The organism is Sphingobium sp. JAI105, from assembly GCF_015752145.1.
Lineage (GTDB): Bacteria > Pseudomonadota > Alphaproteobacteria > Sphingomonadales > Sphingomonadaceae > Sphingobium > Sphingobium xenophagum.
Genome location: NZ_JADOUC010000001.1, coordinates 2935130 through 2947980, shown reverse-complemented (window position 1 = coordinate 2947980; position 12851 = coordinate 2935130). Strand labels below are relative to the sequence as shown.

At 64.9% G+C, this 12851-nt stretch carries 15 protein-coding genes; 5 read left to right on the top strand and 10 right to left on the bottom strand.

The features are described from left to right. Positions 1–205 precede the first annotated feature (205 nt). Positions 206–1207, bottom strand: a complete 1002-nt coding sequence (locus tag IWY39_RS14145) for an NAD-dependent epimerase/dehydratase family protein (RefSeq protein ID WP_017183948.1) — start codon at positions 1205–1207, stop codon at positions 206–208. Between the two features lie 181 nt (positions 1208–1388). On the opposite strand from IWY39_RS14145, the gene IWY39_RS14140 reads away from it, so the two are divergent. Both IWY39_RS14140 and IWY39_RS14135 read left to right on the top strand, forming a co-directional pair. Then, positions 1389–2519: a GNAT family N-acetyltransferase gene (locus tag IWY39_RS14140; RefSeq protein WP_107125604.1), complete on the top strand. Its 1131-nt coding sequence runs from the start codon at positions 1389–1391 to the stop codon at positions 2517–2519. Next, positions 2516–3385 (top strand): cupin-like domain-containing protein, encoded by an 870-nt coding sequence (locus IWY39_RS14135; protein WP_017183946.1) that lies wholly within the window; start codon positions 2516–2518, stop codon positions 3383–3385. The genes IWY39_RS14140 and IWY39_RS14135 overlap by 4 nt, the downstream gene beginning before the upstream one ends. On the opposite strand, the gene IWY39_RS14130 is transcribed toward IWY39_RS14135, so the two are convergent. From IWY39_RS14130 to IWY39_RS14120, 3 genes are read right to left on the bottom strand one after another with little or no spacing between them, the layout of a single operon-like run. Then, positions 3363–4433 (bottom strand): GNAT family N-acetyltransferase, encoded by a 1071-nt coding sequence (locus tag IWY39_RS14130; protein ID WP_107125603.1) that lies wholly within the window; start codon positions 4431–4433, stop codon positions 3363–3365. The genes IWY39_RS14135 and IWY39_RS14130 overlap by 23 nt on opposite strands. A 45-nt stretch (positions 4434–4478) precedes the next feature. Further along, on the bottom strand, positions 4479–4844 hold the full coding sequence (locus tag IWY39_RS14125; protein ID WP_019052868.1) for a DUF962 domain-containing protein: 366 nt from the start codon (positions 4842–4844) through the stop codon (positions 4479–4481). A gap of 58 nt (positions 4845–4902) precedes the next feature. After that, positions 4903–5892, bottom strand: coding sequence for a serine hydrolase (locus IWY39_RS14120; RefSeq protein ID WP_107125654.1), 990 nt, complete (start codon positions 5890–5892; stop codon positions 4903–4905). Positions 5893–5987: 95 nt separating this feature from the next. On the opposite strand from IWY39_RS14120, the gene ung reads away from it, so the two are divergent. Continuing rightward, a complete protein-coding gene (gene ung / locus IWY39_RS14115; protein ID WP_107125602.1) occupies positions 5988–6674 on the top strand; it encodes a uracil-DNA glycosylase in 687 nt (228 codons plus the stop codon). A 7-nt stretch (positions 6675–6681) separates the two neighbouring features. Beyond that, the gene (locus tag IWY39_RS14110; protein ID WP_107125601.1) at positions 6682–6861 is read left to right on the top strand and encodes a hypothetical protein; all 180 of its coding nucleotides are present in this window, start codon (positions 6682–6684) and stop codon (positions 6859–6861) included. 104 nt (positions 6862–6965) lie between these two features. On the opposite strand, the gene rpoZ is transcribed toward IWY39_RS14110, so the two are convergent. After that, positions 6966–7310, bottom strand: coding sequence for a DNA-directed RNA polymerase subunit omega (gene rpoZ / locus IWY39_RS14105; protein ID WP_026002539.1), 345 nt, complete (start codon positions 7308–7310; stop codon positions 6966–6968). 83 nt (positions 7311–7393) lie between these two features. On the opposite strand from rpoZ, the gene IWY39_RS14100 reads away from it, so the two are divergent. Continuing rightward, a complete protein-coding gene (locus tag IWY39_RS14100) occupies positions 7394–8632 on the top strand; it encodes a phospholipase D-like domain-containing protein (RefSeq protein WP_107125600.1) in 1239 nt (412 codons plus the stop codon). Positions 8633–8670: 38 nt separating this feature from the next. On the opposite strand, the gene IWY39_RS14095 is transcribed toward IWY39_RS14100, so the two are convergent. The 5 genes from IWY39_RS14095 to IWY39_RS14075 all read right to left on the bottom strand — a co-directional run bounded on the left by IWY39_RS14095 (position 8671) and on the right by IWY39_RS14075 (position 12720). After that, the gene (locus tag IWY39_RS14095) at positions 8671–9039 is read right to left on the bottom strand and encodes a hypothetical protein (RefSeq protein WP_017183938.1); all 369 of its coding nucleotides are present in this window, start codon (positions 9037–9039) and stop codon (positions 8671–8673) included. Positions 9040–9161: 122 nt separating this feature from the next. After that, a complete protein-coding gene (locus tag IWY39_RS14090) occupies positions 9162–9728 on the bottom strand; it encodes a hypothetical protein (RefSeq protein ID WP_017183937.1) in 567 nt (188 codons plus the stop codon). Beyond that, entirely contained in the window at positions 9725–11089 is a 1365-nt protein-coding gene (locus IWY39_RS14085) for a sensor histidine kinase (protein WP_107125599.1), read from the bottom strand. Before IWY39_RS14085 ends, IWY39_RS14090 begins: the two co-directional genes overlap by 4 nt. Then, a complete protein-coding gene (locus tag IWY39_RS14080; RefSeq protein WP_107125598.1) occupies positions 11082–11819 on the bottom strand; it encodes a response regulator transcription factor in 738 nt (245 codons plus the stop codon). Before IWY39_RS14080 ends, IWY39_RS14085 begins: the two co-directional genes overlap by 8 nt. 70 nt (positions 11820–11889) lie before the next feature. Next, entirely contained in the window at positions 11890–12720 is an 831-nt protein-coding gene (locus tag IWY39_RS14075; protein WP_017183934.1) for a sulfite exporter TauE/SafE family protein, read from the bottom strand. Between the last annotated feature and the right edge of the window lie 131 nt (positions 12721–12851).

The window sequence follows — 12851 nt, the reverse complement described above, 5'->3', positions numbered from 1 at the left end:
GCGACCCCTGGCCGGTTTGACCCCCGGCACAGGGCGACTGTCTACGCCGTTTCAGGGACTTATGGCAAATCATTTTGCAACTGCGAAAAGGGATTTCGGCGTGGATTTGCTTCACACCGTCGCGACGCCGCGCGACAGGCCGAGTTAAGTTAGCGACGAGCCGCGGAACTTTTCTCGCCTTAATGGGTGCGTTGCAACAGGATTGTCATTTTGGCTGATGATAGTCGCGATACCATGCCACGAATCGCGGCACGCCCGATTCAATTTGCGTGGTCGGGGCAAAGCCGATGTCATGGGCGATGGCACTGATGTCGGCAAAGGTGGCGTGAACATCGCCCGGCTGCATCGGCTGGAAATCGATCTGCGCCTTCTGGCCCAGCGCATCCTCCAGCACCGCGATCAGATGCATCAGTTCTTCCGGCTTGTTATTGCCGATATTGTAGAGCCGGTGCGGCGACCGGCTGCCACCAGGCTTGGGCGCGCCGTCATCGGCGGGCGGATGGTCGAGGCAGCCGATGACCCCGGTGACGATGTCATCGATATAGGTGAAATCACGCTGCATCCGGCCATGGTTGAATACCGGAATGGGATCCCCGGCCAGAATCTTCTTGGTGAAGATCCACATCGCCATGTCCGGCCGCCCCCACGGCCCGTAGACGGTGAAGAAGCGCAGCCCCGTCATCGGTATGCGGAACAGATGGGCGTAGGTCTCGCTCATCAGTTCGTCAGCGCGCTTGGTCGCGGCATAGAGGGAAACGGGATGGTCGGCCCGGTCCTCTACGCGGAACGGCAGGCTGTCATTGCCGCCATAGACGGAGGAGGAGGAGGCATAGACAAAATGCCGCACCCGCCGCTCACGCGCGAGTTCCAGCATGTTGACATGCCCCGCCAGGTTGGAGCGCACATAGGCATGCGGATTGATCAGCGAATAGCGCACCCCGGCCTGCGCGCCGAGATGGACGATCGATTCGATCACCTGATCGGCAAGCGCGGCTTGCAACGCATCATTGTCGGCGAAATCCAGTTCGTGAAAGGTGAACAGCTTGCCATGCGCCTGTTCCAGCGCGGCAATCCTGTCCCGCTTCAGCGACACGGGATAATAATCGTTCATATTGTCGATGCCGACCACGGCATGGCCCTGCGCCATGAGCCGATCGGCGACGGTCATGCCGATAAAGCCGGCCGCGCCGGTGACCAATATCGTCATGCTCTTCATTCTCCCACGCGAAGTCGCGCCAGCGGGCGGCGCACCCTGTCAGTCACACCAAAGTTGCGGGCAAAGTAAAGGCCTTTTCGTGCCCCATTTACCCGATAAACCATCCTGTGGCTTCGCGCCTAGCGGGCAAAGTTTAGGCTTTCCCTAATCTTTGCCATTTAAGGCGAAACCCATGGACATGGCATTGCACCCATCGCGCCCCGTCCCCCTGCCAACGGGGGCGAAGCCGCGTGCGCGCTGGGCGGCGCTAGCGAAGGAGGCGGCGGAAGCCAATGCCTTTTATGCGCCCGACATGCTGGGCGCGGCGATCGACCATCTCGCCACCGACGCGCATGTCCGGTTGATCGAAGCGCGGGTGGGCGACCATCTGATCGGGCTGTTGCCGGTCGTGGTGCAGCCGCGCCATGGCCGCATGCCGATCGGCTGCGTGTCCAACTGGATGCACGATCATTGCTTCTTTGGCGCGCCGATGATTCGCGAAGGGCAGGAAGTCGCGGCGTGGCGCAGTTTCCTGGCGCAGCTGGATGACGCCCCCTGGGCGCGTGGCTTTTTGCATATGGAGGGGCTGGACGCGGCCGGGGCGAATGCCGCCGCGCTGGAAGCGCTGTGCGTCGAACAACGGCGCGGGCGGCGCGAGATTCACCGCTACGATCGGGCGATGCTGCGGTCGGACCTGTCGGCCGACGCCTATTGGGACACCAATGTTCGCGCCAAAAAGCGCAAGGAAATCCGGCGCCTGCAAAAGCGGCTTGCCGAACTTGGCACGGTCGAGACCCGGCTGCTCACCGAACGCGCCGACCTGCCGCACTGGTGCGCCGATTTTCTGGCGCTCGAAGCGTCGGGCTGGAAGGGGAAGGAAGGTACGGCGCTCGCCTGCAAGCCCGCCGACGCCACCTTTTTCCGTGCGGCCTGCGCGGCGGCATTCGAGGCCGGGCGGCTGCATATGCTGCGCATCGACCTCGATGGCCGGGCGATCGCGATGCTGGCCAATTTCCGCCATGGTGCAGGCGCCTTTTCATTCAAGATCGCCTTTGACGAAGCGCTGGGCCGCTTTTCGCCGGGCGTGCTGATCGAGATCGCCAATCTGCACGCGGTGCAGGATGATCCCGCGATCGGCTGGATGGACAGTTGCGCCGCGCCCGACCATCCGATGATCGACAGCCTGTGGGCGGAACGGCGGACGATCGTGCAATATCGCATTGCGCTGCGCGGCACCGGCCTGGCGCGGGTCCAGCGCGCCGCCGCCTTCGCCCTTGTCAACGGCCTTGAAACCCTGGCCAGCCTATTGAAAGGACAGCGATGACCGCCCATCGCCCGATCGCCGCCACCCACGAAGCAACCTTCCCCGACAGCGCGCGCACGACCTTTGCCGCCGCCTATCCCGACCAGCCGGTCGCGCTAAGCCATAATCTGGTCGGCCACTCGCTGCTCAGCCTTGATGCGCTCGCGACGCTGGCAGAGCGGATGCCTGCGTCCAGCGTCGAATATAATCTGGGCAAGCTGCCGCTGGGCGTGCGGCCGGAGGATACGCCGTCGAACGGCCTGACACTGGGCGAAACGATCCGCACCATCGAAACCAACGGCAGCTGGGCCGTGCTCAAAAATGTCGAGCGCGACCCGGCCTATGCCGCGCTGCTCGATGCGGCGCTGGCCGATCTGGAGCCGATCGTGGCGGCCAGGACCGGGCCGATGCTCCACCGCGAAGCCTTCATCTTCCTGACATCGCCGGGCAGCGTTACCCCGTTTCACATGGACCCGGAACATAATATCCTGCTCCAGATCATGGGGTCCAAGGTGATGACCATCTTCCCCGCGCGCGACGAGGCGCTGGTGCCGGCGCAGAAGAGCGAGGAATTTCATGGCGGTGGCCATCGCAATCTGGTCTGGCAGGACGGGTTCAAGGCGCTGGGCGCCCCCTACCCGCTCCACCCCGGCGACGCGGTGCATGTGCCGGTCAAGGCCCCGCATTTCGTCGAAAATGGCCCTGCCGTATCGGTCAGCCTGTCGGTGACATGGCGGTCCGAACGCAGTGTGGCGGAAGGGGAATTGCACAGTTTCAACGCGCTGCTGCGACGGCGCAAACTGCCGGTGGGCACCGTCAGTGACCGGCCCGAAAAGCAGAGCGTCCGACGGCTGGTCTATCGCGTTATGCGGAAGCTGGGCGCTTGAGGATATAGCGCAGCGCCGCTTCCGCCGCCAGTCGCGGCGAAAAACGTTCGATCACCCACCAGTCGAGACCCTCCTGACAGGTCGAGAGGCTCTGCTTGTAGCGATCCTTGCCCGCGAGTAGGGAATAAAGCGCCAGGCCGCGCGCGGCATAATGGTCGACGGCGGCCGCGTGGCAGAGCAGGCCCGGCTTGTCCTTGCCCGTGCGCGGATCGGCAAAGGCGGACTGATAGTTGAGCGCCTGCCTCCGATGGACGAAATTGACGAGCAGGCCGACGACTCCGCCCGCGTCGGTAAAGCGCAGCAGATCGACCATGCCGCTGGCCCGTCCCTGTTCGACGATGGTGGTAACAAAGCCGCGAAAGGCGGGATCGTCCCAGGCATTGTCGGCATGACGCCCGCTGTTGAGCGCGGCCATTTCGGCCAGCCAGGGTGTAACTTCGTTAGCGCCTGCCCGCGCGACATGGGGCAGGCCGCCGCCATGATCCTTGATCGCGCGGCGGATCTGGCTGCGCGTATTGGCGCTGAGCAGCGAGAGATAGTCGCCTGCCGCGCCGCGCACCCCGTCCAGATCGACCTGATAGACAGGTGAGGCGTCGACCCGGCGCTTCGTCCAGCAGGGCATGTCCAGCAGCGGCGAATCCGGCGCGATCCCGCTCAGCCGCAGCGCGCGCCAGTCACGCCGACAGCCCAGCGCGGCGATGGCGGCGGTCGCGGCCTCCGCCTCCCGCCCGCGCGCGGCAAGCAGGCCATTATATTCGACATAGGGCCGGTCGGCCTGCCCATCGCCCGACTGGTTGAGGCTCAGCGTCGCCGTGCGTCCCAGCAGGCGCGGCATCATTGCGTGACCGACCAGCGCCAGCGCGACGTCCGCGCCTGCCTCGTCCGTCACCTCCAGCAGTTCAGGGCGCACGTCATAGCTGGCCAGCCACGCGCCCACCCAGGTCCAGCTGAGGAAAAACGCGGCATCCGCCTGCGCTTCGAGCGCCTTCCAGCGTGCGCCAAGCGCCGTCCGGTTCGGCAGGGGAAGAAATTGCGCGACAAGAGCCATTGCGCCCTCTTGTCGCAGAGCGCCGGGTGCGGTCAAGCAGTGGTGCTAGGCCGACACGCGCCGGTCGGGGTCCACCGTGCCATCGGGCCGCACCCCGGCGCGCGCGAGATCGCGGCGGATATGCCCGGTCAAATAACGGTACCACATCACGAAATCGGCGCGCAGCGACCAGAATGGATAGCGGAAGGTGGCAGGCCGGTTGCGTTCGATCAGGCCATGGCCAATCCATGCAAAACCATAGCCGACGATCGGCAGGGCCAGCGCCATCCACCAGCGCCCGGCAATGGGCGCCGCCGTCAGCAGCGCCACGACCATGCTGGTCCCGGTATAATGCAGGGCGCGCGTGCCAGGACGCGCATGTTCCTGCAGATAATAGGGCCAGAAGTCGCGAAATCGGGTGATGGCGGGCACGGCAATCCTCTCTATAGCCACCCTATCTCCGGAGTTGATCGATGTTAAGAGCGGTGCGTCAGACCGTGCCTCTATCAGGCGCGAACAGAAAATAGTCATAACTTGCCCGTGCGGCCTCCGCCATGATGCGGTCGCGCGTCTCATGCCCCTTATGATCCTGCATCACGAATACGGTGATCGCGAACAGCCGTCCGTCGGGCAGGCTGATGACGCCGGTATCATTGCCGGTGCCGTTGAGCGACCCGGTCTTGTGCGCGATCAGCGTCCCGGGCGGCAACATGCCGGGCAGCCGCGCCTTGCCGGTGCGGCACCGTTCCATGATCGACAGCAAAGCCACCGTGCTGCGCCCCGACAGGACTTTGCCTGTGCGAATCGCGGCGACCAGATCGGTCATCGCGGTCGGCGTGGCGGTATCGCGCGGGTCGCGGGCGAAGGCGATGTTGGGAATGTCATGTGCATCGCGTTCGCGCAACGCCGGGTCGGCCGCCATCGCAGCGGCGACATTGCGGTGGAAATTGCCCGGCTGGGGGGCAAGGCCCATGGCGCGATACAGAAGATCGGCGGTGTTGCTGTCTACCCGCAAGCCGCGGATGCCCAGCCCCGCGACCCATTGATGCACCGCCGTCGGGCCGCCTGCCCGCGCGACAAGCAGGTCGGTCGCGTCATTGTCGCTACGGGTCAGCATCAGGTCCAGCAGCGTGGCGACCGAAACCGGACCCGCCGGGCTGGCCAGTTGATCCTCCAGCGTCAGCGCGCCCGCGTCGACCATCGCAAAGATGCGCCCTGCCACCGCGACCTTGTAGGCGCTGGCCATCGGGAAGAGCGTGTCGCCATTGAGCGAGAGCGTTTCGCCAGTACCAAGGTCGCGCACGACGATGCCGACCGTGCCATCGGTCAGGCTGGCAAAGCGCTGGAACTGGGCGATCAGCCGCGTTTCGGCGGTTTGCTGCACCGCCGTCTTGGCTGGGCCAAAGGCGTCGGCGTCGGGCAGCGGCGCGAGGAACAGGCCAAGGGCGGCGAGCATGGCGATAGGACGAAACGGAACCATGCGCCCCATGTCGCCAAAGCGCAGGCCAAGCGCAAGAGAGTTTACCGCGATTCGCGCGTTGACAGGGCTTTATCGGGCGGGCCATCACCCGCGCCATGAGTAGCGCGATCAAGTTGCACGAAAGCTGGCTGACCCCGCTGGCCGACCAGTTCACCACCCCGCATATGCAGGGGCTGAAAGCCTTTCTGGCGGCGGAAAAGGCGGCGGGCAAGCGCATCTTCCCCAAGGGGCGCGACTATTTCCGCGCGCTCGACCTCACCCCGCTGGACCAGGTCAAGGTCGTGATATTGGGGCAAGATCCCTATCATGGCGAAGGGCAGGCGCATGGCCTGTGCTTTTCGGTCCAGCCGGGCGTGCGCACCCCGCCATCCCTGGTCAACATCTACAAGGAGATGGAGGCGGACCTGGGCATCCCGCGCGCATCCCACGGATTTCTGGAACATTGGGCCAGGCAGGGCGTGCTGCTGCTCAACAGCTTACTGACGGTCGAAATGGCGCGCGCCGCATCGCATCAGGGCAAGGGGTGGGAATTATTCACCGATGCCGTCGTGCGACTGGTGGCGGAGCAGGAACAGCCCACCGTATTCCTGCTGTGGGGCGCCTATGCCCAGCGCAAGGCGGCGTTTGTCGATCAAAGCCGGCATCTGGTGCTGAAGTCCGCCCACCCTTCCCCGCTGTCTGCCCATAACGGCTTTCACGGATCGCGCCCCTTTTCGCAGGCCAACGCCTTTCTGGAGGCGCATGGGCGCGGGCCGATCGACTGGGCCTTGCCGCCGCTGTGACTAATCTGTGAAAAGTACCCGCCTGCACATCTGTGCCGCCAAGCGCCGCTATCCGACGCAGGAGCAGGCGCAGGCAGCGGTAGAGCAGGCGACCATCATACTCCGCCCCTATCGCTGCGACCGCTGCGGGCAATTTCACCTCACCAGCCGGACCAAAGGCAAGCGCATCGCGCGGCCTGCGGGGTGAGCGCGCTTCTCCCCGAAAGGAGAGGGAATCAGCCGCCAATAAGTGAGGCCCGGTCCTGCTTGCGCAGGCCGGGCCTCTTCCCTCTCCAAACTCAATCCCGTGGATCAGCCGTCGTAGTCGCCGCCGATATTCTGGTTGCGCGGCGGCGCAGCGGCGGTCAGGCGCAGGGCCTCGGCCGACTGCGCGATCGAGCCGATTTCGTCCGGCGTATCGTCATCGTCAATCTGCACCTTCTGAAGCGAGGCGACAACCGAATCATGCAGTTCGGCGGGCAGCACCGTTTCTTCAGCGATTTCGCGCAGGGCGACGACGGGATTCTTGTCCCGGTCGCGGTCCACGGTCAGCTCTGCACCGCCCGAAATTTCCCGCGCGCGCTGGGCGGCGAGCAGAACGAGGTCAAAACGGTTGGTAACCTTGTCGACGCAATCTTCGACGGTAACGCGGGCCAAACGGGCCTCCTGCAACAAATGGAATGATCAGTTGGCCGGTTAGCAGCGCCCCTGTTACAAGTCAATGAAAAGGCCATAAAGCCATGGCGCGCGCTGCCAAAAGGCGGCATGAGGGCGCGATGGCGACCCACAGGCCAGCAGGCGCGCAAGCAGACGTGCCCGACATCGCCGTCACGCTGGACGGCAATCACCTGCGCCTGATCGTCGACGGCGCAGCCCTGCTGGATGCGCTGATCGCACTGATTGCAGGGGCGCGGACATCGCTCAAACTCTATTATTATATCTTTTCCGGTGATGACTGCGGCATGGCGGTGCGTGACGCCCTGGTCGCGGCGCGGGCGCGTGGCGTGATGGTGACGCTGATGGTCGACGGCTTCGGATCGGCGCGCACGCCCGACAGCTTCTTTGCCCCTCTGGTGGAGGCAGGCGCCCATTTCGGCCGTTTCGGTACGCGCCGGTCCACCCGCTACCTGATCCGCAACCATCAGAAGATGGCGATTGCCGATGACGCGCAGGTGCTGATCGGCGGCTTCAATGTCGAAAACGGCTATTTCGGCATCCCGCCGCGCGATAGCTGGGCGGACATGGGCCTATGGATAGAAGGGCCGCAGGTCGAGGCGATGACCCGCTGGTATGGGCAGCTCTGGCGCTGGGTCTCGACCAAAAAGCAGCGGTTCCGCACGTTGCGGCGCATGGTGCGCCACTGGCACCCCTCGCTTCATCATGATCCGGCCGATCCGTTCCGGTGGCTGATCGGCGGGCCGACCCGGCGGCTCAGTCCCTGGGCGCAGGTGGTCAAGCATGATCTGGAGCAAGCGCAGCGCGTCGACATGGTCGCCGCCTATTTTTCGCCGGGACGCGGGATGCTCAAGCGAATCGCCCGCGCCGCAGGTCGCAAGGGCGCGCGGATCATCCTGCCCGCCAAATCGGACAATCGCACGACGATAGAGGCGGCGCGGCTGCTCTATGGTCCGCTGCTCAAGCGCGGGGTGACGATTGCCGAATATAGCCCGCGCAAATTGCATATGAAGCTGATCGTCATCGACGATGCCGTGTTTATCGGATCGGCCAATTTCGACATGCGCAGCCTGTTCATCAATCTGGAGGTCATGCTGCGGATCGACGATGCCGGGTTCGCGACGTCGGTGCGCGGGGTGATCGATCGGTTGGCGCGGGACAGCCAGTTGGTAACGATGGAAAGCCACCGCGCCACCCGCACGATGCTGACGCTGGCCAAACAATGGATCAGCTATCTGCTGGTCGGCGTGCTCGACTATACCGTCACGCGGCGGCTGAATTTCCGCGATCCCGACGCCGACTGAGGGACGGGGAAAGGGCAGCCCCCTCCCCCGTCGCCTCTTCACCGGCCATTATCGCTCAACACGCGCACCTGCCCGACCGGATAGCCTTTTTCGGCCATTTCCTTGGCATAGTCGCCGCGGGCGTCGGCCAGTTCGGCGCGATATTCTTCCCAGGCGTCCCGATTATCCTCCGCATCGGACGAGCGGCGCAGATCCTTGGTCAATTCCTTGCGCGCTTCGGCCAGGTCGGTCTGATAATTGAACCAATAATCATTCTCGACCCCGGCGATCGGCGACTGATAGGTCAACTGGTTTTCCACCTGCGCCAATTGCTCTTCATAGCTGATCGGGCCTTCACCCTGGGCGAAGGCCGTGGTGGAGGTCAGGGTGAACAGGGCAGCAGCGGCCAGAAAGGACGAACGCTTCATCGGGTTTCTCCTCATTCCTCATGAAACATGGAGGACACAACGCCCCGACCCCGGCCTTTTTCGCCTGAATGAACTGACAGAATGGATGAAGCGCGCCCGCGCAGCGACGAACCGAGCGGCGGTCAGCGCATGATCAGATAGAATCCCGCAGGCGTCGATCCGCCATTTTCTATCACAATATCATAGCGTTCGGTAAAGACCGGCAGCCAAGCGCAGTCCGCCTGCGGCCCGCCGACCGCTTTCGCGCACAGGGTCGCGCCGTCGCTCCCCTGTACCCGGATCGACAGGCCAGCGCCGCCAGCCCCACTCGCCGGGGCAATGGAAATCTGCGCGCGCTGCCCGGCCAGGAATAATTGCCGCATGGTGAAGCTGCCGCCCGCCTCCAGCAAACCGCGCCGGTAGGCCGGACCCAGAGCCCGCCCGCGAAAGGCCAGGGTGGACCGGGTCACGCCGCGCGTCTGCGCCTCCTGCGTCCAGAGCGCGGCGAGGTCATCCTGTCCCTCGGCGGGCGTCGCGCCAAGGGCTTTGAGAATCTGCGCCACGTCCATAAGCTGCGCCGCATTGCCGCCAGCCAGCGCGGCGTCCCCCTCCATCAGCGTGCGCAGCACCGGGTCGGCGGGCAGCATGTCCGCGGCGGGCGCGGCGGGCGGCGCGACAAGCAGCAATGCGGGCAGCAACAGCCTAATCATCCCGACCCTCCAGCTGCCAGATCCTCCAACTGGACGACGAACCGCGCACCGGGCGCGGCATCCTCCACATGCAGCGACAGTTCATGCCGCTGTGCAATCGCTCTGGCAAGCGCCAGTCCCAGCCCATGCCCGCCGCCTGACCCGACATCAAGCCGAACATAGCGTTCGAAAATGCGCGTGCGGTCGGCGGCGGGGATGCCGGGGCCGTCATCCTGCACGATGATACGCGGGCCGGGCGACAGGATCAGCGCCACCGACCCGCCGCTCGGCACATATTTGAACGCATTGTCGAGCAGGTTGGACATCAGCCGCATCATCTGCATCGGGTCCGCGCGCAGCATGACGCCGGGCGTGATCCGGGCATGAAAGCCGATGCCCAATTCTTCTGCGCTTGCGCCATAAAGGTCCGCCAGCGTCTCGGCTATGTCGCTCAAATCGACTTCCGCCAGCCCGCGCAGGTCACCGCGCAGCGCCTGCGTGCCCGCTATGTCGAGCAGCGAATCGAGCAATCGCACGACCCCGCGAATCTCGCCGCGCGACTGGTCGAGCGTGCGCAGCAGCGTGCTGTCCTGCGTCCCTTCCATCGCCTTCAATATGCGGGTGTCGAGGTGCATCAGCGGGGTGCGGATTTCATGCGCGGTCTGGTCCGACACGGCGCGCTGCGCCTCTATCAGCCGTTCGACCTGATCCAGCATCGCATTGGTGTTGGCGGCCAGTTCGGCCAGTTCATCACTGGTCCCGGCGCCCGGCGCCCGTGCCGCAATCCGCCCGGCCCGAACCGCCGCGAAGGTGGCATTGACCGCCTCCACCCGAACGCGCAGGCGGCGCGCCGCAAAATGACCCGCCAGCAGGCTGAACAGCGCGATCAGCGCGCCCGCGACGGCAAAGGCCATCGCCAGCCGGGCAAGCAGCGCCTGCCCGCGCATATCGCTGCGCCCGACCAGCAATTGCGCCGACGGGCCAAGCCGGGTCGCTCGCGCGAACATGCGCTGCCCATCGGGCAGGGTGACGAATCGCGCTTCGGAAACATGGGCGGACAATTTGGGCCAGCGGTCGAGATTGCCTGCGATGCGCCGTCCCTGCGCGTCGGCCAGCAGATACCAGCCCTGTTCGCCATCCTGCTGTTCGACCGACAGCCGGTCGGCGATGCGCGCGCGCAATTCCGCGTCGCCGCCGCTGACATAAATATCCGCCAGCCCGGCCAGATCGGTATCGACCTCCCGCGCCAGCCTCGCCCTGCCATCATCGACGACAATCTTTTCCACCACCAGGAACAGCGCCAGCGTCGACAACAGGCTGACCAGCAGCGCCGACAGGGTGACCCGGCCGAAGACCGAGTGGAACAGATTGATCCTAGCCAACGGCCTGTCCGCTGGTCGATCCGCCGGCAGGCCCGGCCCCGACCGCGATCAGCCGGTATCCGGTGCCCCACACCGTTTCCAGCACGGGGCTGTCAAACCCCTCCTCCAGCTTGCGGCGCAGGCGGCCGACATTGACGTCGACGACATTGGTCTGCGGATCGAAATTCAGCTTCCACACATGGCGAAGCAGCATTTCGCGCGTCACCACCTCGCCCGCATGGTCCATCAGGTAACGGAACAGTTCAAATTCCTTGGGCGAGAGCGCCAGGTGCCGGCCCTGCCGATAGGCGGTGCGCGCCTTGGCATGACATTCCAGATCGCCAAACAGCAGCACCGGATCATGGCTGCGGCGACTGGCACGCCGCCACAAGGCCCGGACGCGGGCGACCAGTTCGTCCGGCTCGAACGGCTTGGCGAGATAGTCATCGACCCCGCTTTCCAGTCCTTCGACCCGATGTTCGCTGCGCCCCAGCGCGGACAGCATCAGGACCGGCGTCCCTACCCCCGCGCCGCGCAGCCGGGTGACGATGTCGATGCCCGAATAGCCAGGCAGCATCCGGTCCAGGATCAGCACGTCATGGCTGCCGCTGCCCGCGCGCTTCAGGCCGGTCGCGCCATCTTCGGCCTGTTCCACGCTGATGCCCGCGCTGCTGAGGATCGCGGCGATATTGGCGCGCGCGGCCGCGTCATCCTCCACCAACAGCACGGAAATCTGGTCACTATGCCCCATAACGCCCCCCGCTACACGAATGAAGGGAAAGGCCGCCAGTGACAATGGCTGTTAGTGACGCCCCACGCCGTCAGATTTTCAGGGCGTTGCGGAACATGACGAAGGCGATGACGACCAGATAGACGCCAAAAATCTTCTTGAGCGGCTTGGCGGGCAGCGCATGGGCGACTGCGACGCCGAGCGGCGCGGTCAGCACCGACATGGAGGCAATCGCCAGCGTCGCGGGCACATTGACATAGCCCAGCGACCCCCAGGGCAGGCCGGTTTCCTTAAGGCCGATCAGCGCAAAGCCGATCGCGCTGGGAATGGCGATCAGCGTGCCGACGCCGGACGCGGTGGCAATCGCGCGGTGGATCGAGCGACCGCACAAGGTCATCACCATGATCGCGATCGTCCCGCCGCCGATCCCCAGCAGCGCGGAAAATGTGCCCAGCCCCCCGGCAATGCCGACCCGCGCGATCCCCGACGGCATGTCCTGGCTGATCACCTTGTCGCCGACCTTGGGCAGCAGGAAGTTGAGCGACATCAGGAATACGCCCCCAGCAAAGATCATAGTCAGGATGCGCCCGTCGACATGGCCCGCCAACAACACGCCCATGCCATCGCCCAAGATGATCCACGGCGCCCAGGTCTTGAGTATCTCAAACTCCACCGCCCCGCGCTTGGCATGGGACAGGAGCGAGCGAATGGAGGTGACGATGATCGTCGCCGCCGACGTGCCGATCGCGACATGGGCGATGGCATCGTGCGTGCCGCCCAGCAGGGGCAGCACGACGAACAAGGCAGGCACGACGACGAAGCCGCCGCCAATACCGAAAATGCCCGCGGCAAAGCCGGCGAACAGCCCCGCCGCCAGCATGGAAACCAGCGGCACCAGCCAGGTCATGACATCACCGTGCATCACCGCGCCCCCTGTTCCCGTGCCTGACCCTTGATCAAGCTGTTGCTAACGCCCTTGCAGGTCAAGGGGGCGAATGTCGGGGAATCGATCATCACGGGAAACCATGCCTCTCTTCGGCGAAACCGGATAAG